This window comes from Sphingobium sp. DN12 (genome assembly GCF_051058005.1).
Classification (GTDB): Bacteria; Pseudomonadota; Alphaproteobacteria; order Sphingomonadales; family Sphingomonadaceae; genus Sphingobium; species Sphingobium yanoikuyae.
Genome location: NZ_CP173717.1, coordinates 1,961,140 through 1,985,814, shown reverse-complemented (window position 1 = coordinate 1,985,814; position 24,675 = coordinate 1,961,140). Strand labels below are relative to the sequence as shown.

Here is a 24,675-nt window from a genome sequence, read left to right as displayed (position 1 = left end):
TGATCCTTCCCTTCGCCCTCTTGCGTCTCTCAGCGTTGCGGCAGTGCGTTGAGTTCGGCGATCTTGAGCTTGCCGAGCTGGGCCATGTGGACTTCGTCCGGCCCGTCGGCGAGGCGCAGGTAGCGCGCATTCATGAAGGCGGCGGCGGGCGGGAAGTCGCTGGCCATGCCGATGCCGCCGAACACCTGCATCGCCCGGTCGGCAACCGTCTGGGTCATGCGCGGGGCGACGATCTTGATCGCGGCGATCAGATCCTTGGCGACCTTGTTGCCGTGGCGGTCCATCGCGTCGGCGGCCTTGAGCGTCAGCAGCCGGGCCTGCTCGATCTCGCAGAAGGACAGGGCGATATCCTGGCGGATGCTGCCCTGGTCGGCAAGCTTGCGGCCGAAGGCGACGCGGCTGTCGACGCGGCGGGCCATATATTCGAGCGCGCGCTGGGCCTGGCCGATCAGGCGCATGCAATGATGGATGCGGCCCGGCCCCAGGCGGCCCTGGGCGATTTCGAACCCGCGTCCTTCGCCCAGGATCAGATTTTCCCTGGGCACGCGCACATCCTTGAAGACCATTTCGGCATGGCCGCCGGGCGAATGCACGGCGTTCATCACGTCGAGCGGGCGGACGATCTCTATCCCCGGCGTGTCGGCCGGGATCAGTATCTGCGAATGCTGCTGGTGGCGCGGCCGGTCCGCATTGGGCGTGCGGCCGAGCAGGATATAGACTTTGGTCAGCGGATCGAGCGCGCCCGAAATCCACCATTTGCGGCCGTTGATGACATAGTCGTCGCCATCGGCGACGATCGTCGTTTCGACATTGGTGGCGTCGGACGAGGCGACCCCCGGCTCGGTCATGACATAGCAGGAGCGGATATCGCCGGCGAGCAGGGGCTTCAGCCATTTTTCCTGCTGTTCGGGCGTGCCGTAGCGGGCGAGCACTTCCATATTGCCGGTATCGGGCGCGGAGCAGTTATAATATTCCGACGATCCGATCACCCGGCCCATCAGTTCGGCGAGCGGCGCATATTCGAGGTTGGTGAGGCCGGGGCTCCATGCCCCATATTCATGCGGCAGGAACAGGTTCCACAGGCCCGCTTCCTTCGCCTTCGCCTTGATCGCTTCGGTGCCCGGCCAGCGCTGCCACAGATGGGCGGGATCATGGTGGAAATGATCCCGTTCCTTCTCGATCGGATAGACATGGGCGTCCATGAAATCGGTGAGCTGCGCCCGCAGCGCCTGCACCTTGTCGGAATATTCGAAATCCATGGGATCGGTCCTTTTGGGAAATGGGGCGAAGGCGGGCAGGGGATCAGGTCAGCGTGAGGCCGCCGTCCACGATCAGCGTCTGCCCGCAGATGTAGGTGGAGAGGGGGGAGGCGAGGAACAGGGCGACGCCGGCCATCTCCTCCACCGAGCCGAAGCGGCCGAGCGGAATGCGCGACAAGGCGCGGTCGCGCCGCTCGTCATTGTCCATCGTCACCTTGGTCATCTTGGTATCGACCAGGCTGGGGGCGATGCCGTTGACGCGGATGCCCTCGCCAGCCCAGGCGATGGCGAGCGCGCGGACCAGATTGACGGCGCCGGCCTTGGACGCGGCATAGGCGGGGTTGCCGAAGGTCGCCTTGAACCCGCCGATCGAGCTGACAACGATGACGGCGCCCTTTGTGGCGGCCAGCGCATCCTTGAAGCGGTTGGAGATGTGGAGGATGGAGTCGAGATTGACCGCCATTACCTTGTTCCAGCCGTCGACCTCGAACTCCTGGCGGCGATAGAGGACGGCGCCCTGCGAATGGATGAGGACGTCCAGCGCATCGAAGGGGGCGGGCGCGGCGGCGATGGCGGCGGGATCGCTGACGTCGACCTGGGTATAGCCGATATTGTCGAGGTCCGACCCTTCCTCGCCGGCATAGTCGGCGGCGCTGGCGCGCGTGCCCCAGACATGGACGCGGGCGCCGCGCTTCAGGAAGGCCTGAGCCATGCCATTGCCGATGCCGCTCGATCCGCCGACCACCAGCACCGTCTTTCCGGTGAAGTCCAGTTCATTGCCCAAGGGGGAACATCCTTCCTGCATGTCAGCGGATCAGCGCCTGGGCGCGGTCGAAAAGGTGGATGGCGCGGCTGTGCAGCCGGTCGCCGGTGTCGCGTGGGGCCTTGCCGGCGCAGGCGCGGGCATGGGTGCCTTCGAGCAGGATGCCGAGCTTGTAGCAGGCGAGGACATGATACCAGTCGACCGCCGACAGATCGCGCGCGGAGCCGGCACCATAGCGCGCGACCAGTTCGGCGGGCGTCGGGAAACCCTCCCACGGCGTGACCGACACGGTGCTGGCGCCGCGGCCGTCGGGCCAGGTCGCGAGCACCCAGCCCAGGTCCAGCAGCGGATCGCCGATCGTTGCCAGTTCCCAGTCGATGATCGCGGCAAGATCGCCGCTGTCGGGGCGGTACATGACATTGGCGAGATGATAGTCGCCATGCATGATCCCGGGGGTGAAATCGGCCGGGCGGTGCCGTTCCAGCCAGGTGGCGATGGCATCGACCGAGGGCAGAGCCTGCGGCCCGGTCCAGTCGGCAAATTCGCTATAGCCGGCAAGCTGGGTGCGCCAGCGATCGACCTGGCGGCCGAGGAAATTGTCGGGCCGGCCGAAATCGGCGAGGCCCAGCGCCTGATGATCGAGCGCGCCCAATGCGGCGATGCCGTCGACCAGGGCCAGGCCCATGGCGTGGCGCATCGCGGGCGACCCGGCATGGGGCATGGGCAGCTGGCCGACCGGATTGAAACCATCGACCGGCTCCATCAGGTAGAAGGCGACGCCCAGCACGCTTTCGTCGCCGCAATCGGCGATCAGTGCGGGATGGGGAACATTGGTGCCGGCGATGGCGCGCAGCAGCCGGGCCTCGCGCTGCATCGTTTCATTGCTGTTGGGGCGGGGATGCGCCGGCGGGCGACGGAAGATATAATCGCGGCCGTCGCGGGTCAGGCGCAGCAGGATATTCTGCGTCCCTCCGGCAAGCGGCGTCACGTTGTCGATCGGACCGGCGCCAAGCCCCTGATCCGTCATCCACGTCGCCAGCGACTCGATGTCGACCGCTGATTCCACTTAGGCATCCCTCGCTTTTTTCGACTGTTAGCCGTCGATTAGGTCAATTGGATAATGCACTTGACGAACCAGCATTGCAATGAGAAATTGCACTCATGGTCAGACTTCAACTCGCCAAGGCCGAAGATGCCACTCGCGGATCCGCTGCCGAGCAGATCAAGCAGGTGGCGTTGCGCCTGTTCGCCGAAAAGGGCGTCGATGGCGTGACCGTGCGCGAGATTGCGGCAGCGGCGGGGCAGAAGAATCACGGCGCCGTCAGCTATTATTTCGGGTCGAAGGAGGCGCTGGTCCGGGCGCTGGTGATGGACGGGGCGATGGCGCTGGAGCGGGAGCGCAATGCGGCGCTCGACGGGCTGGAGGCGCAGGGCGGGCCGCGCACGATCCGCGAAGTGGTGGAGATATTGGTGCGGCCGGTGCTGGCGCTGCCCGATAGCCATTATGTCCAGTTCATCGTCATCTTTGCCATGACCCATCGCGACATGATGCTGGATGCGATCGATCCGGCCTGGAACAACGCCTATGGCCGGTGCCTCGATCATCTGCGGGGCATGATGGCGGACCTGCCGGTGGCGTTGCAGAACCAGCGTTTCGTGTTCATGGGGGCATATCTGAGTGCCGTGCTGTCGGCGCGGCAGCGGGCGCTGGCGGACGCGAGCCGCGCGCATCCGATGTGGGGCAGCGATGCGAGTGTCGAGCATTTCCTGCAGACGCTGGTGGCGTTGCTGGAAGCGCCGGCGGATATTCCGGCGGCAATGCTCAAGGGGCTGGGGCAACGCGGCGGCGCTATTCCGGATCGACCTGGCCCTGTCGGTTGAACCGGGGCGCAATCACAATCAGAACATAGAAGACGAAACAAGCGGAGCGGGATGATGGCAGTTACGGAAAGGATCGGCGAAGCGGAGCACGCGCGCACGGCAGAGCTGCTGGCGATGCCGCTGGCCGAACTGATGGCGCAGGCGGCGGCGCTGCGCGACGAAGGCCATGGCCGGGTGCAGAGCTGGTCGCGCAAGATCTTCATCCCGCTGACCCAGCTATGCCGCAATCTTTGTCATTATTGCACCTTCTCGCAGCCGCCCCGGCCGGGCGAGAACGCCTATATGACGCGCGAGGAAGTGCTGGCGGTGGCACGCGCCGGCAAGGCGGCGGGCTGCACCGAAGCGCTGTTCACGCTGGGCGACAAGCCGGAATTGCGCTTCGCCGCCGCGCGCGAGGAACTGGCGCGGCTGGGCCATGACAGCACCCTGTCCTATCTGGCGGAAATGGCGGCGCTGGTGCGCGACGAGACCGGGCTGCTGCCGCACATCAATGCCGGGGTGATGACCCGCGAGGAAATGGCCAGGTTGCGCCGGGTGTCGGTGTCGCAGGGGCTGATGCTGGAGTCGGTGTCCGACCGGCTGTGCCGCAAGGGCGGCGCCCATTATCGCTCGCCCGACAAGGAACCGGCGGCACGGCTGGAGACGATAAGGCTGGCGGGCGAACTGGCCATTCCCTTCACCACTGGCATCCTGATCGGCATCGGCGAGACGCGCGAGGAACGGATCGAGGCGCTGGAGGCGATCCGCGACCTGCAGGATGGCTATGGCCATATCCAGGAAGTGATCGTCCAGAATTTCCGGGCGAAGGAACGCACGGTGATGGCCGATGCGCCCGAGCCGGACATGGACGATCTGCTGTGGACGATCGCGGTGGCGCGGCTGATCCTGGGTCCGGAAATGAATATCCAGGCGCCGCCCAACCTGTCTGCGGCGGACTTCCCCCGGCTGATGGCGGCGGGGATCAACGACTGGGGCGGGGTGTCGCCGGTGACGCCCGACCATGTGAACCCGGAAGCCCCCTGGCCGGCGGTCGAGCGGCTGCGCGCCGCGACCGAGGGCGAAGGGCGAATGCTGGTAGCGCGGCTGCCGGTCTATCCTGCCTATGCGCAGGATAATGAGCGCTGGCAGGACCAGGCGATGGTCCGTCATGTGCTGGCCCATGCCGATGCGATGGGCTTTGCGCGCGAGGATGACTGGTCGCCGGGTATCGCGCTGGAGCCGCGCATCACGCGGCCGTCGGCGTTGCCGGTCGATCCCGCGATCGCGGCGATCGTCGACCGGGCGATGGCCGGGGCGCTGCTGGAAGAAGCCGAGATCGAGACGCTGTTCACCGCGCGCGAGAGTGACCTGGAGCATGTCTGCGCCAGCGCGGACGCGCTGCGGATGCGGGAAATGGGCGACATGATCAGCTATGTCGTCAACCGCAACATCAACTACACCAATATCTGCGCCTATAAATGCAGCTTCTGCGCCTTTTCCAAGGGCGACAAGGCGGAGGCGCTGCGCGGCAAGCCCTATGACCTGGACCTGGAGGAAGTGGTCCGCCGCACCCGCGAGGCGTGGGAGCGGGGCGGCACCGAAGTCTGCCTGCAGGGTGGCATCCACCCCCATTATACTGGCGACACCTATCTGAACCTGGCCCGCGCGGTGAAGACGGCGGTGCCCGAGATGCACATCCACGCCTTTTCCCCGCTGGAAGTGTGGCAGGGGGCGGCGACGCTGGGCCTGCCGGTCGAGGATTTCCTGCGCCGGCTGAAGGCGGTGGGCCTCGACACGCTGCCCGGCACGGCGGCCGAGATACTGGATGACGAGGTGCGGGCGATCATCTGCCCGGACAAGCTGGACACGGCGCAATGGCTGGAGGTGATCGAGACCGCGCATCGCGTCGGCTTCACCACCACTGCGACGATCATGTTCGGCCATGTCGACACGCCGCGTCACTGGGCAAGACACCTGATCCGTATCCGCGATCTGCAGCGGCGGACCGGCGGCTTCACCGAATTCGTGCCCTTGCCCTTCGTCCATATGGAAGCGCCGATGGGCGTGCGCGGCCAGTCGCGCCATGGCCCGACCTTCCGCGAGGTACGGCTGATGCACGCGGTCGCGCGGCTGGCGCTGCACCCGCATATCCGGTCGATCCAGACCAGCTGGGTCAAGCTGGGGCCGGAAGGGGTGAAGGCCTGCCTGGAGGGCGGCGCCAATGACCTGGGCGGCACGCTGATGAACGAGAGCATCTCGCGTGCGGCCGGCACCCAGCACGGCCAGGAAATGCCGCCCGCGGCGATGGAGGCGCTGATCCGGTCGATCGACCGCACGCCCCGGCAGCGCAGCACCGCCTATGGCGGCGTGAGCGAAGATATCCATGCACGCGGAATGACCGCGGCGGAACTGACACCCATGGTCCTGACGCCCCCGCGCAAGCGGCGGCGCGAGGCTGATACGAACCAGGAGAGGTTTGAATATGCAGAATGAGGCTTTGGCGACGATCGCCGTGCTTGGCGGGACCGGCAAGGAAGGCGGGGGCCTGGCGCTGCGCTGGGCGCACAAGGGGCACAAGGTCATCATCGGCAGCCGCACCGCCGAGCGGGCGCAGGAAGCGGCCGATGCGATGAACGCGACGCTGGGCGGGAGTTCGGTCGTCGGCGCCGCCAATCCCGATGCGGCGGCGCAGGCGGACATCATCGTGCTGGCCGTGCCTTATGCTGCGCAGCAATCGACGGTGAAGGATGTCGCCGACGCGCTGGCGGGCAAGATATTGATCGACGTGACCGTGCCACTGGTGCCGCCCAAGGTCAGCCGGGTGCAGTTGCCCGATGGCGGATCGGCGGTCGAGGCGGTGCAGAAGATGCTGGGCGAAGGCGTCCGCGTCGTGTCCGCCTTCCAGAATATCAGCGCGCATCACCTGACCAAGCTGGACGAGGAGATCGAGTGCGACGTGCTGGTCTGCGCCGACGACAGCGAGGCGGCGGACCAGGTGGTCGCACTGGCGCAGGAAATCGGCCTGCGCGCCTGGAATGCCGGACCCTTGTGCAATTCGGTTGTTGCAGAAGGACTTACGTCGGTCTTGATTGCGCTCAATCGGCGGTACAAGGTGCCCGGATCGGGTATTCGCATCACCGGAGTGTAAGCTGCATCCATGATAGTCGCACCGGCTGCCATCACATTATCGGCCCTGAACGGGGTTCCCATGGTTGCGCCGGGCGACGATCTGTCGGCTATGCTGCTGTCGGCCTGCCATGCCAATGGCCTGTCGCTGCAGGATGGCGATATCGTCGTGCTGGCGCAGAAGATCATATCCAAGGCGGAGGGACGCGCGGTGCCGCTGGCCAGCGTGTCGCCCTCGGCCGAGGCGATCGATCTGGCAGCGCAATGCCACAAGGATCCCCGGCTGGTCGAACTGATCCTGTCGGAAAGCGAGAAGCTGATGCGGGTCCGGCCGGGCGTGCTGATTGTGCGCCATCGGCTGGGCCTGGTGCTGGCCAATGCCGGGATCGACCAGTCCAACATCGCGCAGGACGGAGATGGCGTAGCGCTGCTGTTGCCGCTCGATCCCGATGGCAGCGCTGCGGCGCTGCGGCGGGCGGTGCATGATGCCTTGGGCATCGACATTGCGGTGGTCATCATCGACAGTCTGGGCCGGGCCTGGCGCAAGGGCACTTGCGGCGTGGCGATCGGCGTCGCCGGCATGAGCGGCCTGCTCGACCTGCGCGGCGAGCCGGACCTGCATGGCCGGCCGTTGCAGACCAGCGAACTGGGCCTGGCCGACGAGGTGGCGGCCGCCGCCTCGCTGATCATGGGGCAGGCCGGGGAAGGCCGGCCTATCGTCGTGGCGCGGGGGATTGCGCGGGGCCGCAATGAGGGCAGCGCGGCCGAACTGATCCGCGAACCGGCGATGGACCTGTTCCCATGAGCGTGCTTGCCCTGGCCGGGGGCGTCGGCGGCGCCAAGCTCGCCAATGGCCTGGCCGGCGTCGTGCCGCCCGGCGCGCTGACCATTGCCGTCAACACCGGTGACGATTTCGTCCATATGGGCCTGCATATCTCGCCCGACATCGACAGCGTCACCTATGCGCTCGCCGGCATGAACGATGCCGTGCGCGGCTGGGGCGTGGCCGATGAAAGCTGGGCCTTCATGGACGCGACACGGCGGCTGGGCGGCGAAAGCTGGTTCAACCTGGGCGATCGCGATCTGGCGACCCATGTGCTGCGCACCGCCTTGCTGCGCGAGGGCACGCTGTCTTCGGTCACGGCCGACATCGCCGCGCGGCTGGGCATCGGGCCGGCGATCGTGCCAATGAGCGACGATCCGGTCCGGTCGATGATCGACACCGACCAGGGCGAAATGGCCTTCCAGGATTATTTCGTGCGCCATCAATGCGGGCCGCGCTTCAAATCGATCCGGTTCGACGGGGCCGCAGCAGCGCGGCCGAGCGCCGGTCTGATGGCGGCACTGGATGATCCTGCGCTGGAGGCGATCATTCTTTGCCCATCCAATCCGATCCTGTCGATTGATCCGATCCTGGCGGTGCCGGGTGTGCGCGACAGGCTGGCGTCGCGGCGCGTGCCGTGCGTGGCGCTGTCGCCCTTCATCGCCGGTCAGGCGGTCAAGGGGCCGGCGGCCAAGATCATGACCGAACTGGGCCTGCCGACGACGCCGGCGACGATCGCCCGCCATTATGATGGGCTGATCGACGGGCTGATGGTGGACGTTGCCGATGCGCAGGGCTGGGCCGACGATGGTCTGGCGGTGCGCAGTGCCGACATCTTGATGCGCAATGTCGATCAGCAGCGGGCGCTGGCCGCTCAGATGATCGATTTTGCGGCCGCCTTGCGGCGCGCGGCCCCGTGACGCTGTCGATCCTGATCCCGGCCAAGAGCTTTGCGCAGGGCAAGAGCCGGCTGGCCGAGGTTCTGGGGCCACGGGATCGGGCGGCGCTGTGCCGGCAATTATTGGGGCATGTGCTGGCAGTGGCGCGCGATGCGATCCCGGATGCGGCCGTGCATGTCGTCAGCGCTTGCCCGGAGGTGCGCGGTTTCGCGACCGAGCGGGGCGCGACTGTCCTGGCCGAGCGGGAACCCGGCCATGTGCCGGCGCTGATGGCGGCGATGCAGGCGTTGCCGATCGATCGCCTGGTGCTGATCCTGAGCGCGGACCTGCCGATGCTGGCGGCTGCGGACCTGCGCGCGATGGTGCGGGAACCCGCCGATGTGGTGATCGCCACCGACCGAGACGGGCAGGGAACGAATGGGCTATTGCTGAAGCGGCCCGGCCTCATCCCGCTGCGCTTCGGGCCGGGCAGTTGTGCCGCCCATCTCGGGGAGGCGGAACGAGCCGGGCATCGCGTGTCGATCCTCCGGCGGCCCGGTCTCGCCGACGATGTCGACCTGCCCGAGCATCTCCAAATATTTTCCGTTGGTGCATAATTGCCTTGGTCCTGCCGAACGGGCGGGGTAAGGCAATAAAATTGCATCTAGGTATATAATTGGAGGAGTCGGATGGCGGAGGCATATATTGCGGCCGTGGCGCGTAGCGCCGGTGGCAAGCGGGGCGGCAGGTTGGCGGGAGTGCATCCCGCGGATCTGGCCGGGCGCGTGCTGGCGGGACTGGTGGGCCGCAGCGGGATCGATCCGGCCGCGATCGAGGATGTCATCATGGGTTGCGCCTGTCCCGGCGGCGAGCAGGGCGCGAACATTGCCCGCAACGCCGTGCTGGCGAGCGGCCTGCCCGAATCCGTGCCCGGCACCCATGTCGACCGCCAGTGCGGATCGTCGCAGCAGGCGCTGCATTTCGCCGCCGCGACGGTGATGGCCGGGGTGCAGGACGTGGTGATCGCCGCCGGTGTCGAGAGCATGACGCGCGTGCCGATGGGCCTGCCCTGGACGCTGGCGGCCAAGCATGGCTTTGGCACCTATCGCAGTCCGGGGATTGAGGCGCGCTATCCCGACACGCCGTTCAGCCAGTTTGGCGGGGCCGAGATGATGGCCCGCAAATATGGCTTCGACCGTGCGGCGCTCGATGCCTATGCGCTGGAAAGCCATCATCGCGCGGCGGCGGCGACGCAGGCCGGCAAGTTCGATGCGGAGATCGTGCCGCTGGAGGTCGAGACCGCCGAGGGCGAGACGCTGGTCCACAAGGTGGATGAGGGCATCCGCTTCGACGCCAGCCTGGAGAAGATTGCCAGCGTCAAGCTGTTGACCGAGGGCGGGGTGATTTCCGCCGCCAATGCCAGCCAGATCTGCGACGGCGCCGCGGCGCTGCTGATCGTCAATGAGCGGGGCCTCAAGACCCATGGCCTGACGCCGCTGGCGCGGGTGCATGAAATGACCGTGCTGGGCCATGATCCGGTCATCATGCTGGAGGCGCCGATCCCGGCGACCGAGCGCGCGCTGGCGCGGGCGGGCATGACGCTGGGCGATATCGATCTTTATGAAGTGAATGAGGCGTTCGCGCCGGTGCCACTGGCCTGGGCCAAGGCGCTGGGCGCCGATCCCTCGCGGCTCAACGTGCATGGCGGGGCGATTTCGCTGGGCCATCCGCTGGGCGGATCGGGCGCCAAGCTGATGGCGACGCTGGTCAGCGCGCTTCATGATCGTGGCGCGCGCTATGGCCTCCAGACCATGTGCGAGGCCGGCGGCATGGCCAATGTGACGATCGTGGAACGGCTCTGAAGGGGAAAGATCGGCCCTTCCCCGGTGGCGGGGAAGGGCCGATCCTTCAATTGGCTTCGTCGAGCAGGCGGCGGGCGATGACCTGGGCCTGGATTTCGCCGGCACCCTCGAAAATGTTGAGGATGCGCGCGTCGGCCAGCAGGCGGCTGACCTGATATTCGGTGGCGAAGCCGTTGCCGCCATGGATCTGCAGCGCATTGTCGGCCGCCGCCCAGGCGACCCGCGCGCCGATCAGCTTGGCCATGCCGGCTTCCAGGTCGCAGCGCTTGTCTTCGTCCTTGCGCCGGGCGGCGAAATAGGTGAGCTGGCGCGCGCCCATGATCTCCGCCGCCATCATCGCCAGCTTGTTGGCGACGCGGGGGAAGTCGAAGATCGGCCGGCCGAACTGCTTGCGGTCGAGCGCATAGGAAAGGCCGATGTCGAGCGCCGCCTGGGCGACGCCGATGGCGCGGGCGGCGGTCTGGATACGGGCGCTTTCGAAGGTCGCCATCAACTGCTTGAAGCCCTGGCCCTCGACCCCGCCGAGCAGATTGGCGGCAGGCACGCGGAAATCGTCGAAGCCGATCTCATATTCCTTCATGCCGCGATAGCCGATCACCTCGATCTCGCCGCCGCTCATGCCGGGCGTGGGGAAGGGGGCATTGACCGTGCCGCGCTGCTTGGGCGCGATCAGCATGGACAGGCCGCTATAGTTGCGGGTGTCGGGATCGGTGCGGACGAGCAGGGTCATCACGTCGGCGCGGGCCGCATGGGTGATCCATGTCTTGTTGCCGCTGACCCGATATTCGCCGTCAGCCAGCGTCGCGCGGGTGCGCAGCGCGCCGAGGTCGGAGCCGGTGTCCGGCTCGGTAAAGACGGCGGTGGGCAGGATCGCGGCATTGGCGATCTGCGGCAGCCAATGGGCCTTCTGCTCGGCGGTGCCGCCGGTCAGGATCAGTTCGGCGGCGATTTCCGACCGGGTGGCGAGGCTGCCGACGCCGATCCAACCGCGCGACAATTCTTCCGACACGACGCACATCGCGGTCTTGCCCATGCCAAGGCCGCCAAACTCTTCTGGAATCGTCATGCCGAACACGCCCATCTCGCCCAGTTCCTGGACCAAGGGCAGCGGGATGAGTTCATCCTTGAGATGCCATTCATGGGCGAAGGGCGCGACCTTCTCGTTCGACAAAGCGAAAAACTGATCGCGCACCATGTCGAACATCTCGTCGAGGCCGCAATTTTCCAGCGTCGCCCGGCCGCGCGCATCGACCAGATGGCCGGCAATCGCGCTCTTCACCGCCTGGCCGCCGCCGCTGCGGATGAGGGTACGCAGGGCCGGTGCGTCGAGCGCAGAGAGATCGTCGGTAAGGTCGGTAGGGCGGATCACCTCGCCCTGGTTCATCGGGATGCCGCCCAGCATCTGCGCGCCATATTCGGCGAAAAGCAACTGGGCGAGCAGTGCCTCGATCTCGCCAAAGCTGCCCTGGGCGTCGAGACAGGCGGCCCAGCTGGCGACTTCGCGCAGCATTTCGGTATAGGCGGCGAACCAGCCAAAGCCGTGGACGACATGCTGCTCGACATCGGCGAGGACGCGATCGACCTTGCCGCCGTCATTGCTGATCCGCGCCTTCACATGCGGCCGGGCGGCGGCGACAAAGGCGTGCGCGGCGTCGGCCGCACCCGATAGCAGTGCCGGCAGATCGGGCAGGACCAGGATATTCTTGTCCATCTCCATGGTCGCGCTCATCCTTCCCCCGCCTGCTTCTTGTTCGCCGATGCCATTGCCTTGGCATCCAGTCCGCCGACCAGATTGCCGGTCATCAGCTGATTATGGGCATGGGCGAGATGATGCATGTGGAACACGCTATCCATCACCTGCCGCTTGCCGCGCGCATCCTCGACGAAGTTGAACGCCTGCTTGGTTAGCGCCAGACCGAACCGTTCATGCTGGGCGATTTCGGTGGCGATCTTGGCCACTTCCTCGCGCAGCGTCTCGCGCGGGAAAATCTCGTTCACCATGCCGAAATTATAGGCGCGCTGGGCCGGCATGCGGCGGCCAAGCAGCAGCAGTTCGCGCGCAACGCGGGTCGGCAGTTCGAAGGCATGGGCGAAATATTCGACCCCCGGCTGGGCCATGCGCTGCACCGGATCCTGGAAGAAGGCGTCTTCCGACGCGATGATCAGGTCGCAGACCCAGGCCAGCATCAGCCCGCCGGCGATGCAGGCGCCCTGCACCATGGCGATCATCGGCTTGGGGATGTCGGCCCAGCGCCGGCACAGGCCCAGATAGCCGTCCTGTTCCAGCACATATTGGCGTTCGGCGCCGCCCTTGTTCAGATGGTCCCACCACATGCTGGTGCGCGTGCGCGGCATGTGGCTGTCCTTGTCCGGGGTGCCGATGTCATGGCCGGCAGAGAAATGCTTGCCCTCGCCACCGAGCACGATCACCTTGACCCCGTCATCCTCGACCGCGCGCTTGAAGGCGTCGTCGAGCTGGCCGAGCAGCCGGTAATTCTGGGCATTGCCATATTGGGGGCGGTTCAGCATCACCCAGGCGACGCCGTCCACCACATTGTAGGTCACGAATTCGGGCTGCGCTTCTTCGGACATCGTCCTTCTCCCTCAGCGCGGCGGCATGCGCAGGCCACCGTCGAGCCGCACATATTCGCCGTTCCAATAGTCATTCTCGATCATCGCCAGCGCCATCGCGGCAAACTCCTCGGGCTTGCCGAAACGCTTGGGGAAGGGAACGGTGGCCGACAGCGCGTCGCGCACCTTGTCGCTGGCCCGCGCCATCAGCGGCGTGTCGAAAATGCCGGGCAGGATCGCATTGACGCGGATGCCTTCGCCCATCAGGTCGCGCGCCATCGGCAGGGTCAGGCTGACGATGCCGCCCTTCGACGCCGAATAGGCCGCCTGGCCGATCTGGCCGTCGACCGCCGCCGCGCTGGAGGTATTGATGATGACGCCGCGCGCCTTGTCTTCCAGCGGGTCGAGGCTGAGCATGCCGGCGGCCGACTTGGCGCAGCAGCGGAAGGTGCCGATCAGGTTGATCTGGATGATCCGTTCGAACTGGTCGGTCGGGAAGGCCTTGATCTCGCCGGTCTCGCGGTCGCGGCTGACGGTCTTGATGACATTGCCGGTACCCGCGCAATTGACCAGGATACGTTCCTGGCCATGGGCGGCGCGCGCCTTGGCAAAGCCGGCATCGACCGAAGCCTCGTCGGTGACATCGACCTTGCAGAAGGTGCCGCCGATGTCCGCCGCGACCTTCCTCCCGGTTTCCTCGTTGAAGTCGAACAGCGCGACCTTGGCGCCCTGCGCCGCGATTGCGCGGGCCGTCGCTTCACCCAGACCCGATGCCCCGCCGGTGACGATGGCGGCTACCCCCTGATCGATCTTCATGCCTGTGTCCTCTCCTTCACGGGGCGTTGGGCGATCGCGCCGTCGCTCGTCAGCGCGTCGAGCGCGCCGTCGTCGAGGCCGAGCCATTCCCCCAATATTTCGCGGCTATGTTCGCCCACGCGCGGCGGGCAGTGACGATAATCGGCCGGCGTCGCTGACAGCTTGCCGGGATAGGCGACGGTCGGAATCTCGACCCCATCCTCTTCCCGGCGATAGCGATGGACGGTCTGGCGGGCGTCGATGAACGGATCCTCGAACACATCCTGGATGCTGTTGACCGGGCCGGCGGGGACGCCCGCGGCCACGAAGCGCGCCATCAGGTCGTCGCGGGCGAAGGGGCGCACGATCTCCTGCACCTTCGCCTCGATCGCGTCGCGGTTGATGAGGCGCTGGGCGCTGGTAGCGTAGAGCGGATCGGTGCCCAGTTCCGCATGGCCCATTTCCGTGCAGAAGGCGCGGAACTGGCGATCATTGCCGATCGCGATGATCATCATGCCGTCGGCGACCTCGAATGTCTTGTAGGGGACGACGGTGGGATGGCGATTGCCCAGGCGTCCGGGCACGATGCCGCCGACCAGCCAGTTCATCCCCTGATTGGCGAGCATCGCGATCTGGGTATCGAGCAGCGACACGTCGATCTGTTGCCCTTCGCCAGTGCGTTCGGCATGGCGCAAGGCGGCAAGGATGGAGACGGTCGCGAACATGCCCGTCGACAGGTCGGCCATGGCGACGCCGGCGCGCAGCGGGCCACCATCCTCTTCGCCGGTAATGCTCATGAAGCCGCCCATGCCCTGGGCAACGAAATCATAGCCGCCCCGGTCGGCATAGGGGCCGGTCTGGCCGAAGCCGGTGATCGAGCAATAGACGAGGCGCGGGTTGATCGCCTTCAGGCTGGCATAGTCGAGACCATATTTGCGCAGGCCCCCGACCTTGAAATTCTCGACCAATATGTCGGCTTCCGCCGCCAGCCGGCGGATCAGCTCGGCGCCCTGCGGCGTCGCCAGATTGATCGCGGCGGAGCGCTTGTTGCGGTTGCAGGAGAGATAATAGGCGCTGGTGCCGATTTCCGGCTGTCCATCGGCGCCGGTCAGGAAGGGCGGACCCCAGGCGCGGGTATCGTCGCCATGGCCGGGCAGTTCGATCTTGATGACGTCGGCACCGAAGTCGGCGAGTATCTGGGTCGACCATGGCCCCGCGAGCACGCGCGACAGGTCGAGAACCTTGATCCCTTCAAGCGCGCGGCCGCTCATCGGCTGTCCGCCTTGTCCGTCATGACCGCTGTCATCGCCATCCGCTCCTGTCCCCGTCTATCTGCTGCATCGGTTGATGATTCTGATAGCGGGTGCAGGAATGAAGGGCAAGAATTATTGCACTATAGGATACTTTTCGGCTTATTTCTTGGTGGCGCCGGCGAGATAGGCGAGCAGGTTGGCGCGATCGGCCGGGTTGGGCAGGCCGGCAAAGACCATGCGGCTGCCGGGCACGGCTGCGCTGGGCTTGGCCAGGAAGCCGTCGAGCGACTTGGCATCCCAGCGGATCTTGGCCTTCTGCATCGCCGGGGAATAGGTAAAGCCCGGCACGGTGCCCGAGGTGCGCCCGAACACGCCCGAGAGCGAAGGGCCAAGCTTCTTTACGCCCGGATCGACCGAGTGGCAGACGGCGCAGCGGGCGAAAACCGCCTTGCCCTTGGTCGCATCGCCCGCCTGGGCCAGTGCCGGGCCGGTGGCCGCGACCGCCATAGCGAACATCATCACGCGCGAAACATGCTTCATCGACATCCTGATTCCTCTTCCCTTCTTCTCTGGTTAAAATCTATACCAGTGTGCATAAATAAACCAATAGCCGTCTGAGTCTGAACGGCGGTTGAAGCGGGAAGGATGCGGAAATGGCCGATGGCGAACCCATGGCGAACCATCGGTTCGGGCCGGGCGGCATGGCGCTGGCGTTGCTGGTGAACATCATGTTCGCGCTCAACGTAATCGCGATGAAAGTGGTGGTGGATGCGACCGCGCCGCTATTGTCGGTGGCGCTGCGGATGGGGACGGTCTTCCTGATCTGTGCGCCGGCGTTGCGCCCGCTACCGGGCCGGACGGGCTGGCTGATGCTCTATGGCTTCCTGAATGGCGGGCTGTTCCTGCTGCTGCTGAACCTGGCTTTGTTCATGGCGACGAATGTCGGGGCGCTGGCGATCGCCGGGCAACTCAGCGTACCCTTCTCGCTTCTGCTGGGCGCGCTGCTGCTGGGCGAGCGGCTCAACCGGCGCAAGATCGTCGGCGTGCTGCTCGCCTTTGCCGGGGTCGTGGCGCTGGTGTTCGATCCGCATATCCTGGCGGAGGTGCCTGCCGTGCTGGTGATGGCCAGCGCGGCGATGGTGTGGGGCGGCGCGACCCTGGTGCAGCGCAAGCTGACCGGGGTGAGCGTGATGAACGGCCAGGCGTGGAACGGCCTGATGGGCGCGGCGGTGCTGGCGCCCTTTGCCCTGATGTTCGAGCGGCCGGCGATCGCGGGGCTGGCCCATGTCGGCTGGGTGCCGACCGGCTGGTTCGCCTTTTCCTGCCTGGGCGCGACGGTGCTGGGACAGGGGACGCTCGCCTGGCTGCTGCAGCGCTATCCGATCTCGACCATCATGCCGCTGATGCTGGCATCGCCGGTCATGTCGACGGTCTTTGCCTCGCTCTATTTCGGCACGCCGATCACGGTCGGCATGATTGCGGGTGGGACCGTGGCGCTGCTGGGCGTGACGATCATCGCCTTCTCGCCCGACCGCAGGCCGGTCGACTGACCATCAAAAAAATGGGCCGGCGTCGCATGCCTCGACGCCGGCCCAGGGGGCTTCCGAAAGGCGGTGGTCAGACCGCCCGTTCGAAGATGGCGGCCAGGCCCTGACCGCCGCCAATGCACATGGTTTCCAGGCCATAGCGGCCGTCGCGCCGCTGCAGTTCGCGCAGCAGATTGGCGAGGATGCGTCCGCCGGTCGCGCCGATCGGATGACCGAGCGAAATGCCCGATCCATTGACGTTGAGCTTGTCGCGATCGTCCCAGTTCCAGCCCTTGAGGCAGGCCAGAACCTGCGGCGCAAAGGCTTCGTTGAGTTCGACCAGGTCGATGTCGTTCCAGCCAAGGCCATTGCGGGCGAACAGCTTTTCGACCGCCGGCACCGGACCGATGCCCATGCGCGAGGGATCGCAGCCCGCCGCCGCCCAGCTGTGCAGCCAGGCCATGGGTTCAAGGCCCAGTTCTTCCAGCTTGTCCTCCGCGACCACCAGGCAGGCGGCGGCGGCATCATTCTGCTGGCTGGCATTGCCGGCGGTGACCACGCCGTCCTTCTCGATCGGCTTCAGCAGGGCGAGCGATTCCGGCGTGGCGTCGGCGCGAATGCCCTCGTCCATGGCGAAGATCAGCGGATCGCCCTTGCGCTGCGGCACGGCGACCGGGACCAGTTCGTCGTCGAACTTGCCGGCGGCCCAGGCCGCGGCTGCGCGCTGATGGCTCATCGCGGCATATTCGTCGCAGGCATCGCGGCTGATGTCATAATCCTTGGCGAGATTGTTCGCCGTTTCGATCATGCCGCTGATGATGCCATAGCGGGCAATCGGCTGCGACATGACGCGGCCGCGAGTCAGGCGGTCATGGAATTGGGTGGATCCGGAGCGGGCGCCCCAGCGATGGTCCATCGAATAATATTCGACATTGGACATGCTCTCGACCCCGCCGGCGACGACGATGTCGGCGGCGCCGGTCTGGATGCGCATGGCCGCGTCGATCACCGCCTGAAGCCCCGAACCGCAGCGCCGGTCGAGCTGCACGCCGGGAATGCTTTCGGGCAAACCCGCCGCCAGCGCCGACCAGCGACCGATGCAGGGTGCCTCGCCATTGCCATAGCCCTGGGAGAAGACGACATCGTCGATCCGCTCGGGATCGATCCTTGTGCGCTCCATCAACGCCTTGATGATGACCGCGCCCAGATCGCCGGCGCTGAAGGATTTCAGAGAACCGCCATATTTGCCGACGGCGGTGCGCATGGGGGCGACGATGGCGGCTCTGCGCATGCGATGTCCTTTGCGGGAATGGGGAGGATCAGGCGGCCGCTTCGGCCTGGCGGATCATCTGCTTGGCGATGATGGTCTGCTGAATCTGGCTGGTGCCTTCATAGATGCGCAGCAGCCGGACATCGCGATAGAAGCGCTCGACCTTATATTCGGCCATATAGCCGGCGCCGCCATAGATCTGGACGGCGCGGTCTGCGATCCGGCCGACGGCTTCGGAGGCGTAATATTTGAGCGCGGCGCATTCCAGGCTGACCGGCTCGCCGGCGTCGAACTTGGCGGCGACCGACTGCATCAGTGCTTCGGTCGTCAGCATGTCGACCTTCATGTCGGCGAGCATTGCCTGGACCAGCTGGAAATCGGCGATGCGCTGGCCGAACTGTTTGCGCTCCATCGCATATTGCAGCGCCATGTCGATCAGCCGCTGGCACATGCCGAGCGCGACGGCGGCGATATGGATGCGGCCGCGATCCAGCACCTTCATCGCGGTCTTGAAGCCGCGACCGGGTACGCCGCCGATGATGTTGGCGGCCGGCACGACGACGTCATCCAGGATCACATCGGTGGTGATCGATCCCTTCTGCCCCATTTTCTTGTCGGGCTTGCCGAAGCTGATGCCGGGGGTGCCAGCGGGCAGGATGAAGGCGGAGATGCCGGCCGCGCCCTTCACGTCCGGTTCGGTCCGGGCCATCAGGGTGAAGACGCTGGCGCGCGGGGCATTGGTGATATAGCGCTTCGTGCCGGTGATGCGGTAGGTATCGCCGTCGCGGATGGCGACGGTGCGCAGCGAACCGGCGTCGGACCCGGCCTCCGGCTCGGTCAGGCCGAAGCTGGCGATCGCCTCACCGGTGGCGAATTTGGGCAGCCATTCGCGCTTCTGTTCCTCGGTCCCGTCCATGACGATGCCCTGGCTGCCGATGCCGACGGTGGTGCCGATGACGGAGCGGAAGACGACGGACGCGCGGGTGATCTCGCGGATGATCGCCGCTTCCTCCGCCATGGTGCAGCCGATGCCGCCAAATTCCTCCGGCACGGACAGGCCGAACAGGCCCATGTCGCGCATCTGCTGGATGATGGTTTCGGGAACGGCATCCGCTTCCTCGACGGCGTCCTCGGCCGGGATCAGCTTTTCACTGACGAAGCGGCGGACGGTGGTGCGGAACAGGTCGAACGTCTCGGCGTCCATGAAAAATCTCCTCTCAATATCCGATGTCGGCGACCATCGCGTCGCTGCCGTCGCAGCGGATCGCGCGGCAGCGGCCGGCTTCATCCTCGCGCAGCAATACGGGCTGACCGGCGAAGACCGGCGCGACCGCGCGGAAGGCGAAGCGGGTCGGGCTGCGGCCGCCGCGCCGGGCATGGCCGAACAATCTGGCGGCGGTGAAGGGGCCGTGGATCACCAGGCCGGGATAGCCTTCCTCGCCGGTCGCATAGGGCAGGTCATAATGGATGCGATGGCTGTTGAAGGTGACGGCCGAAAAACGGAACAGGTCGACGCTGTTCGGCGCCCAGTTCACGTCATCGGGGGCGCTATCAAAGGCGGCGGGGACGATCGCGGGCGTGGGTGCGCCGGTGTCGCGATAGACGATGGTCTGCACCTCGCTCACCCGTTCGCGATCGGCCTGGACGATGCTGTGGCCGACCTTCACAAGGACAAGCTCGCCACTGCGGCCGCTCTTGTGGGCGATGTCCAGCACGGTCGAGGTGCGGGTCGCTTCCCAGTCGAGCATCAGGGGCGCATGAAACTGCATCTCGGCGGCGGCGAACATGCGGCGGGGCAGGCTGATCGGCGGCAGGAAACCGCCGCGTTTGGGATGGCCGTCCGGGCCGATCTGGTCGGCGGCGGCCACCGGCAGGAAGAAGGCCCAATGGGCCAGCGAGGGCTGCACTGTCTCGACATCGAGCAGTTCGCCGATCGCGGCGGCAAAGCGGCGCAGCGCTTCCCGGTCGAGCATCTCGGTCCGGCTCTCGGTCCTCCCGACCCATGTCTGCCAATGGGCGATATCGGATGGAGAAAGGGTCATGCGACCAGTCCTTCGTCATGGAGGCGGCCGATCGCGCCGCTGTCGAGCCCCAGCAGCTCGCTCAATATCTGGTCGCTATGTTCGCCAAGGCGCGGGGCCGTGCCGACGGCGCCGCGCGCCTCGCCGGCCAACGTGCCGGCCGGACCGGACGTCGGGTAAGTGAGGCCGCTGGGATGGGCGATCGTTTCGAACAGGGGATTGGCGGTGAACAGCCGTTCGTCCTGCGTCACGGCCTGGTGCAGCGACTGATATTCGCCCCAGGTGACGCCGCCCGCGTCGAAGGCGGGTTTCAGGGCATCGCTGCTGCGGGCGGCGAAGGCAGCTTCGAACAGCGGGAAGAGCCGGGCGCGGTGGGTGAAGCGGGCGCCTTCATCCCTGGCGAAATTTGCGCCGGTTTCGCTTTCGATCGCGGCGATCGCTTTGCCAAGGTCCAGCGTCTTGAGCAGGCCGGTCCATTGGCGCGGGGTGATGGCGACGACGATCAGTCTTTTGCCGTCGGCGGTCAGGAAATCCCGGCCGAAGGCGCCGAACAGGTCATTGCCCATGCGCGGCCGGTCGCCGGCCGACAGGACTTCCGCCACGGAGCCGAGATGCGACAGGGTGGAGGCCGCGAGGTCCGACAGGGGCACGCGGATTTCCGCGCCCTGGCCGGTCGCGCGCCGGCGCAGCAGGGCGGACGTCATGGCGAAGGCGGCATAGGCGCCGCCGAGCAGATCCCAGGCGGGCAGGACATGGTTGACCGGGCGGTCATCGTCGGCCGGGCCGGTCATCATCGGCACGCCGGCGGCGGCGTTGATCGTGTAATCGACCGCCGGTGATCCATCGGCCCAACCCATCACGCGGACGCTGATGATGTCGGCGCGGCGCGCGGCCAGCGCCTCATGGCTGAGGAAACCCTTGACCGGATAATTGGTGAGGAACAGGCCGGCATTGTCGCCCGGCGCGGTGGCGATGGCGACCGCCAGTTCGCGCCCTTCGGGCCGGCCCAGATCGATCGCGATCGATTTCTTGCCCTTGTTGAGGCCTTCCCAATAGAGGCTGGCGCCGGACGGTGCGATCGGCCAGCGGCGATAGTCCGGGCCGCCACCGATGGCGTCGAAACGGATCACCTCCGCCCCCATCTGTGCCAGGTGCAGGCCGCAGGACGGGCCGGCGATGAAGGCGGCGCCTTCGACCACGCGCAGGCCCTTGAGCATGTCGTACATGGAATTCCCCCCTAGCCCAGCCTGACCATGGTGCGGCCGATATTGGCGCCCGAGAACAGGCCCCGGAAGGCGTCGAGCGCCTTATCGATCCCGTCATAGACGGTTTCGGCCGAGGCCATCTGGCCGGCCTGGTTCCAGGCGGTCATGCGCTCCAGCATCTCCGCCTCCAGATCCATATGGTCGAGTGCGATATAGCCCTGCATGCGGATGCGCTTGGTCATCAGCATGGTCAGGTTGCGCGGCACGGTCGGCGCGTCGGTGACATTATATTGCGAGATCATGCCGCAGATGGCGAAGCGCGCGAAATCATTGGCGAGCGACAGGGCGGCCTGCAGATGATCGCCGCCGACATTGTCGAAATAGACGTCGATGCCGCTGGCGCCGATTGCCTTGACTTCGCGGGCGAGGGCCTTGGTGAGGTTCGGCTCCGCCTTGTAATCGATCGCGGCGTCGACCTTGAGCACATCGCGCAGGAAAGCGGTCTTGTCCGGGCCACCGGCCGATCCGATCACCCTGCATCCCATGTTGCAGGCGATCTGACAGGCGATCGATCCGACGGCGCCGGACGCAGCCGACACGAAGACGGTATCGCCCGGCTGCAATCCGGCAATGCGGATGAGGCCGGCATAGGCGGTGAGGCCGGTCATGCCGGCGAAGCAGAGATAGGCCTGGGGTGGCAAGGCCTGGCGATCGCGATGCTGGAGCGCGCTGCCGGGGGCGTTGAACGCCTCACGCCAGCCAAGCCGGGAAAAGACCAGGTCGCCGGGCGCGAAGGCCGGATCGTTGGAGGTGACGACTTCGCCGATGGCCGGTCCCTCCATCGCCGCATCGAGCGCGAAGGGCGGGACATAGCTTTTGGCGTCGCTCATCCGCCCGCGCATCGCCGGGTCGACCGCCATCCAGAGATTGCGGACCTGGACCTCGCCGGGGCCGGGTGGTGGCAGAGCCTGTTGGACGGTGGCGAAATCCTCTGCCACCGGGGCGCCGACCGGACGGCGTTTCAGCTGTATTTCGCGCGATGGCATGGTTATCGGCCCTTCAATAGCCATTGAGCCGCGCCCAGCGTTCGCGATGCCAGGCGGTGCTGCCATGGCATTGCTCGGCGACGCGGGCGCGCTTGAGATAAAGGCCGGCATCATGTTCATGGGTCATGCCGATGCCGCCATGCAGTTGGACCATCTGCGAGGAAATGCGGTGCAGCGTCTCGCCGGCGGTCGCCTTGGCAAGCGAGGCGAGGGCGGGAAGCGCCGGATCATCGGCATCGATCGCCGCCAGCGCGGTTTCCACTGCCGATCGCGTCAGCTGCAATTCGCCGAACAGTTCGGCCGCGCGATGTTGCAGCGCCTGGAAGGAGCCGATGATCGCGCCGAACTGGACGCGGGTCTTGAGATAGTCGAGCGTGATGTCGAAGGCCTGGGTCGCGCTGCCCAGCATTTCGGCGGCCATGCCGATCGCGGCCCGGTCGCGGATCGCGTCGATCAGGTCGGCGGCCTTGCCGACTGCACCGAGCACATCGTTGACAGCGATGTTGACACTATCGAAGCGGTAGAGGGCCGGGCGACGGGCGTCGATCTGGTCGAGCGGCTGCCGCTCCAGCCCGGCGCTGTCGGTCGGCACCAGGAACAGGGTCAGGCCGTCCCGATCGCCGGCCACGCCGCTGGTGCGTGCGGCGACGATGGCGAGATTAGCGATCATGCCGTCCTGCACCGGGCGTTTCGTGCCCAACAAAGTCCAGCCATCGCCCGAGGCTGTGGCGGCCAGCGCGGTGCGCTCGGGCGCATGATGCGGCCCTTCGTCAAGCGCCAGCGTGCCGATCAGCGATCCGTCGGCGATGCCCGGCAGCCAGCGGGCCTGCTGATCCTGCGTGCCGGCGAGGCGCAGCGCAGACGCAGCGACCAGCGCGGAGCTGATGAGCGGTGAGGCGGCCAGGGTGCGCCCCAGTTCCTCGATCACCAGGCCAAGACTTAGATAGCCAAAGTCGGCGCCACCATGGGCTTCCGGCACGATGATGCCGCACCAGCCCATCTGCGCCATTTCGGCCCAGGCGTCGGCATCATAGCCGTCCGATCCGCTGAGACCGCCGCCGCCATGATCGTAGAGGCCGCGCAGCGCGGTCACGGGCAGGCGGTCGCGCACCCATTGCGACGCCATGTCCTTCAGCATCGTCTGTTCTTCGTTCAGCACCGCCACGGCGCGTCCTCCCGCATTCTGTCTTTTCTCTCGTCCTCGCCCATGCTCAGCCCGGCAGGCCCAGCGTGCGCTTGGCGGTGATATTGTTCTGCACCTCGTAGCTGCCGCCGTAGATGGAGAAGGCCTTGCTGTGCAGCCAGGCGCGCGTCGCCTCCTTCTCGGCCGCGCTATAGGGATCGCCAGCCCAGCCCAGCCCATCGGCGCCCATGATCTCGACCAGCAGCTCGGCCCGTTCCTGGATGATGCCGGACCAGAGGTTCTTGAGCGCCGATACGCCATGGCTGGGGCCGCCATTCTTCCCTTCGGCGGCGAGCCGGCGGACGGTCGCCATATAGGCTTCATGCCGCATCGCATTGCGCACCATCCGGGCGCGCAGGTCCGGGCTGTCGATCCGCCCAAGCGCATCCGTGCCCAGATAGTCATGAGCGAGCGGGGCGAGGGGGGTGATGTCGGCCTTCACCTCCGACAGGCTGTTGCGTTCGAATTGCAGCAGCCGCTTGGCGATGGTCCAGCCCTGGTTGACCTCGCCCACCAGATTGCCCTTGGGCACCTTCACATCGTTGAAGAAGACCTCGCAGAAATGGGTCGAGCCGCTGATGAGCACGATCGGCCGGGCCTCGATCCCCTCCGATTTCATGTCGACCAGCAGGAAGCTGATGCCGGCCTGCTTGCGCTCGGTATCGGTGCGGACGAGTACGAAGCACCAGTCGGCCTGATCGGCGCCCGATGTCCAGATCTTCTGCCCGCTGACCAGCCAGTGGTCACCCATGTCGATGCATTTGGTCTGGAGCGCGGCGAGGTCCGATCCCGCGCCGGGTTCGGAAAAGCCCTGGCACCAGCGCCGTTCATGGCTGGCGATGAAGGGCAGATGTTCCAGCTTCTGCGCTTCGTCGCCATATTCCAGCAGGGTGGGGCCAAGCATCATCGTGCCATAGCTGCGGATCGGGTTGAAACCGCCGATCGCGGCCAGTTCCTCGCCGATGATCTTGCCATGCGCCTCGGTGAGGCCGGCGCCGCCATAGCGCGGCGCCCAGGTCGGCACGCCCCAGCCCTTGTCGGTCATCCGCTGGCGCCAGAGCTGATAGTCGGCATTGGCGGCGGCGGCATGGGCGTCGCCCTGGAAGAGGAGGCCGGGCACATTGGTCAGCGAGGGCGGAAAATTCGCCTTCAGCCAGGCGCGCGCCTCCTGCCGGAATTCTTCTCTATCGATGGGCTCCATTTCCGCCATCCACTCACATCCCTGTTCTGCTCG

23 protein-coding genes are annotated in these 24,675 nt (G+C 66.4%); 8 read left to right on the top strand and 15 right to left on the bottom strand.

The genetic code is table 11. The features are described 5' to 3' along the window. Window positions 1-29: 29 nt before the first annotated feature. The 3 genes from ACI6S0_RS09315 to ACI6S0_RS09305 are packed head-to-tail and all read right to left on the bottom strand — an operon-like array spanning window position 30 to window position 3,088. Entirely contained in the window at window positions 30-1,259 is a 1,230-nt protein-coding gene (locus ACI6S0_RS09315; protein ID WP_313392435.1) for an acyl-CoA dehydrogenase family protein, read from the bottom strand. A 43-nt stretch (window positions 1,260-1,302) separates the two neighbouring features. Then, on the bottom strand, window positions 1,303-2,043 hold the full coding sequence (locus tag ACI6S0_RS09310) for an SDR family NAD(P)-dependent oxidoreductase (protein WP_434405624.1): 741 nt from the start codon (window positions 2,041-2,043) through the stop codon (window positions 1,303-1,305). 22 nt (window positions 2,044-2,065) lie between these two features. Beyond that, window positions 2,066-3,088, bottom strand: a complete 1,023-nt coding sequence (locus ACI6S0_RS09305) for a phosphotransferase family protein (RefSeq protein WP_434405623.1) — start codon at window positions 3,086-3,088, stop codon at window positions 2,066-2,068. Between the two features lie 95 nt (window positions 3,089-3,183). Here ACI6S0_RS09305 and ACI6S0_RS09300 point away from each other — a divergent pair, with 95 nt between their 5' ends. The 7 genes from ACI6S0_RS09300 to ACI6S0_RS09270 all read left to right on the top strand — a co-directional run bounded on the left by ACI6S0_RS09300 (window position 3,184) and on the right by ACI6S0_RS09270 (window position 10,571). Beyond that, entirely contained in the window at window positions 3,184-3,903 is a 720-nt protein-coding gene (locus ACI6S0_RS09300) for a TetR/AcrR family transcriptional regulator (protein WP_434405622.1), read from the top strand. 51 nt (window positions 3,904-3,954) lie between these two features. Beyond that, the gene (gene cofH, locus ACI6S0_RS09295) at window positions 3,955-6,375 is read left to right on the top strand and encodes a 5-amino-6-(D-ribitylamino)uracil--L-tyrosine 4-hydroxyphenyl transferase CofH (protein ID WP_434405621.1); all 2,421 of its coding nucleotides are present in this window, start codon (window positions 3,955-3,957) and stop codon (window positions 6,373-6,375) included. Further along, a complete protein-coding gene (npdG, locus tag ACI6S0_RS09290; RefSeq protein WP_069338666.1) occupies window positions 6,365-7,030 on the top strand; it encodes an NADPH-dependent F420 reductase in 666 nt (221 codons plus the stop codon). The genes cofH and npdG overlap by 11 nt, the downstream gene beginning before the upstream one ends. 9 nt (window positions 7,031-7,039) lie before the next feature. Then, window positions 7,040-7,813 carry a coenzyme F420-0:L-glutamate ligase gene (gene cofE / locus ACI6S0_RS09285; protein WP_434405620.1) on the top strand — a complete coding sequence of 258 codons (774 nt, stop codon included), beginning with the start codon at window positions 7,040-7,042 and terminating at the stop codon, window positions 7,811-7,813. Then, entirely contained in the window at window positions 7,810-8,751 is a 942-nt protein-coding gene (cofD, locus tag ACI6S0_RS09280) for a 2-phospho-L-lactate transferase (RefSeq protein WP_434405619.1), read from the top strand. The genes cofE and cofD overlap by 4 nt, the downstream gene beginning before the upstream one ends. Beyond that, window positions 8,748-9,326: a 2-phospho-L-lactate guanylyltransferase gene (gene cofC / locus ACI6S0_RS09275; protein WP_434405618.1), complete on the top strand. Its 579-nt coding sequence runs from the start codon at window positions 8,748-8,750 to the stop codon at window positions 9,324-9,326. Before cofD ends, cofC begins: the two co-directional genes overlap by 4 nt. A gap of 72 nt (window positions 9,327-9,398) precedes the next feature. After that, window positions 9,399-10,571, top strand: a complete 1,173-nt coding sequence (locus ACI6S0_RS09270; protein WP_434405617.1) for an acetyl-CoA C-acetyltransferase — start codon at window positions 9,399-9,401, stop codon at window positions 10,569-10,571. Window positions 10,572-10,617: 46 nt separating this feature from the next. Here ACI6S0_RS09270 and ACI6S0_RS09265 read toward each other — a convergent pair whose 3' ends face one another. The 5 genes from ACI6S0_RS09265 to ACI6S0_RS09245 all read right to left on the bottom strand — a co-directional run bounded on the left by ACI6S0_RS09265 (window position 10,618) and on the right by ACI6S0_RS09245 (window position 15,736). After that, window positions 10,618-12,300, bottom strand: a complete 1,683-nt coding sequence (locus ACI6S0_RS09265; RefSeq protein WP_434405616.1) for an acyl-CoA dehydrogenase family protein — start codon at window positions 12,298-12,300, stop codon at window positions 10,618-10,620. Then, window positions 12,297-13,163, bottom strand: coding sequence for an enoyl-CoA hydratase (locus tag ACI6S0_RS09260; protein ID WP_434405615.1), 867 nt, complete (start codon window positions 13,161-13,163; stop codon window positions 12,297-12,299). The genes ACI6S0_RS09265 and ACI6S0_RS09260 overlap by 4 nt, the downstream gene beginning before the upstream one ends. A 12-nt stretch (window positions 13,164-13,175) precedes the next feature. Then, window positions 13,176-13,958, bottom strand: coding sequence for an SDR family NAD(P)-dependent oxidoreductase (locus ACI6S0_RS09255; RefSeq protein ID WP_434405614.1), 783 nt, complete (start codon window positions 13,956-13,958; stop codon window positions 13,176-13,178). Next, the gene (locus ACI6S0_RS09250) at window positions 13,955-15,208 is read right to left on the bottom strand and encodes a CaiB/BaiF CoA transferase family protein (protein ID WP_303759914.1); all 1,254 of its coding nucleotides are present in this window, start codon (window positions 15,206-15,208) and stop codon (window positions 13,955-13,957) included. The genes ACI6S0_RS09255 and ACI6S0_RS09250 overlap by 4 nt, the downstream gene beginning before the upstream one ends. A 141-nt stretch (window positions 15,209-15,349) precedes the next feature. Next, window positions 15,350-15,736 (bottom strand): c-type cytochrome, encoded by a 387-nt coding sequence (locus tag ACI6S0_RS09245; RefSeq protein WP_004212329.1) that lies wholly within the window; start codon window positions 15,734-15,736, stop codon window positions 15,350-15,352. A gap of 107 nt (window positions 15,737-15,843) precedes the next feature. Between ACI6S0_RS09245 and ACI6S0_RS09240 the strand changes: the two genes are divergently transcribed. Continuing rightward, on the top strand, window positions 15,844-16,740 hold the full coding sequence (locus ACI6S0_RS09240; protein ID WP_037507056.1) for a DMT family transporter: 897 nt from the start codon (window positions 15,844-15,846) through the stop codon (window positions 16,738-16,740). Between the two features lie 67 nt (window positions 16,741-16,807). On the opposite strand, the gene ACI6S0_RS09235 is transcribed toward ACI6S0_RS09240, so the two are convergent. Genes ACI6S0_RS09235 through ACI6S0_RS09205 form a run of 7 tightly spaced genes read right to left on the bottom strand, consistent with a single transcriptional unit; the run spans window position 16,808 to window position 24,651 of the window. After that, on the bottom strand, window positions 16,808-18,007 hold the full coding sequence (locus ACI6S0_RS09235) for an acetyl-CoA C-acetyltransferase (protein ID WP_434405613.1): 1,200 nt from the start codon (window positions 18,005-18,007) through the stop codon (window positions 16,808-16,810). 28 nt (window positions 18,008-18,035) lie between these two features. Continuing rightward, window positions 18,036-19,190: an acyl-CoA dehydrogenase family protein gene (locus ACI6S0_RS09230; protein WP_159366426.1), complete on the bottom strand. Its 1,155-nt coding sequence runs from the start codon at window positions 19,188-19,190 to the stop codon at window positions 18,036-18,038. A 13-nt stretch (window positions 19,191-19,203) separates the two neighbouring features. Further along, window positions 19,204-20,028 carry an FAS1-like dehydratase domain-containing protein gene (locus ACI6S0_RS09225; protein ID WP_434405612.1) on the bottom strand — a complete coding sequence of 275 codons (825 nt, stop codon included), beginning with the start codon at window positions 20,026-20,028 and terminating at the stop codon, window positions 19,204-19,206. After that, window positions 20,025-21,233: a CoA transferase gene (locus ACI6S0_RS09220; RefSeq protein WP_434405611.1), complete on the bottom strand. Its 1,209-nt coding sequence runs from the start codon at window positions 21,231-21,233 to the stop codon at window positions 20,025-20,027. The genes ACI6S0_RS09225 and ACI6S0_RS09220 overlap by 4 nt, the downstream gene beginning before the upstream one ends. Before the next feature lie 11 nt (window positions 21,234-21,244). After that, window positions 21,245-22,264: an NADP-dependent oxidoreductase gene (locus ACI6S0_RS09215; RefSeq protein WP_434405916.1), complete on the bottom strand. Its 1,020-nt coding sequence runs from the start codon at window positions 22,262-22,264 to the stop codon at window positions 21,245-21,247. 7 nt (window positions 22,265-22,271) lie between these two features. Then, complete coding sequence (locus ACI6S0_RS09210; RefSeq protein WP_434405610.1) at window positions 22,272-23,423, bottom strand: acyl-CoA dehydrogenase family protein; 1,152 nt, start codon at window positions 23,421-23,423, stop codon at window positions 22,272-22,274. Between the two features lie 46 nt (window positions 23,424-23,469). Then, the gene (locus ACI6S0_RS09205; RefSeq protein WP_434405609.1) at window positions 23,470-24,651 is read right to left on the bottom strand and encodes an acyl-CoA dehydrogenase family protein; all 1,182 of its coding nucleotides are present in this window, start codon (window positions 24,649-24,651) and stop codon (window positions 23,470-23,472) included. Window positions 24,652-24,675 lie beyond the last annotated feature (24 nt).

What these genes read in the sequence shown, in the direction of transcription:
- ACI6S0_RS09315 (WP_313392435.1), bottom strand. Translation starts at nt 1,259, where the DNA reads ATGGATTTCGAATATTCCGACAAGGTGCAGGCGCTGCGGGCGCAGCTC.
- ACI6S0_RS09300 (WP_434405622.1), top strand. Translation starts at nt 3,184, where the DNA reads ATGGTCAGACTTCAACTCGCCAAGGCCGAAGATGCCACTCGCGGATCC.
- cofH (WP_434405621.1), top strand. Translation starts at nt 3,955, where the DNA reads ATGATGGCAGTTACGGAAAGGATCGGCGAAGCGGAGCACGCGCGCACG.
- npdG (WP_069338666.1), top strand. Translation starts at nt 6,365, where the DNA reads ATGCAGAATGAGGCTTTGGCGACGATCGCCGTGCTTGGCGGGACCGGC.
- cofE (WP_434405620.1), top strand. Translation starts at nt 7,040, where the DNA reads ATGATAGTCGCACCGGCTGCCATCACATTATCGGCCCTGAACGGGGTT.
- cofD (WP_434405619.1), top strand. Translation starts at nt 7,810, where the DNA reads ATGAGCGTGCTTGCCCTGGCCGGGGGCGTCGGCGGCGCCAAGCTCGCC.
- ACI6S0_RS09270 (WP_434405617.1), top strand. Translation starts at nt 9,399, where the DNA reads ATGGCGGAGGCATATATTGCGGCCGTGGCGCGTAGCGCCGGTGGCAAG.
- ACI6S0_RS09265 (WP_434405616.1), bottom strand. Translation starts at nt 12,300, where the DNA reads ATGAGCGCGACCATGGAGATGGACAAGAATATCCTGGTCCTGCCCGAT.
- ACI6S0_RS09260 (WP_434405615.1), bottom strand. Translation starts at nt 13,163, where the DNA reads ATGTCCGAAGAAGCGCAGCCCGAATTCGTGACCTACAATGTGGTGGAC.
- ACI6S0_RS09255 (WP_434405614.1), bottom strand. Translation starts at nt 13,958, where the DNA reads ATGAAGATCGATCAGGGGGTAGCCGCCATCGTCACCGGCGGGGCATCG.
- ACI6S0_RS09250 (WP_303759914.1), bottom strand. Translation starts at nt 15,208, where the DNA reads ATGAGCGGCCGCGCGCTTGAAGGGATCAAGGTTCTCGACCTGTCGCGC.
- ACI6S0_RS09245 (WP_004212329.1), bottom strand. Translation starts at nt 15,736, where the DNA reads ATGTCGATGAAGCATGTTTCGCGCGTGATGATGTTCGCTATGGCGGTC.
- ACI6S0_RS09240 (WP_037507056.1), top strand. Translation starts at nt 15,844, where the DNA reads ATGGCCGATGGCGAACCCATGGCGAACCATCGGTTCGGGCCGGGCGGC.
- ACI6S0_RS09235 (WP_434405613.1), bottom strand. Translation starts at nt 18,007, where the DNA reads ATGCGCAGAGCCGCCATCGTCGCCCCCATGCGCACCGCCGTCGGCAAA.
- ACI6S0_RS09230 (WP_159366426.1), bottom strand. Translation starts at nt 19,190, where the DNA reads ATGGACGCCGAGACGTTCGACCTGTTCCGCACCACCGTCCGCCGCTTC.
- ACI6S0_RS09225 (WP_434405612.1), bottom strand. Translation starts at nt 20,028, where the DNA reads ATGACCCTTTCTCCATCCGATATCGCCCATTGGCAGACATGGGTCGGG.
- ACI6S0_RS09220 (WP_434405611.1), bottom strand. Translation starts at nt 21,233, where the DNA reads ATGTACGACATGCTCAAGGGCCTGCGCGTGGTCGAAGGCGCCGCCTTC.
- ACI6S0_RS09205 (WP_434405609.1), bottom strand. Translation starts at nt 24,651, where the DNA reads ATGGCGGAAATGGAGCCCATCGATAGAGAAGAATTCCGGCAGGAGGCG.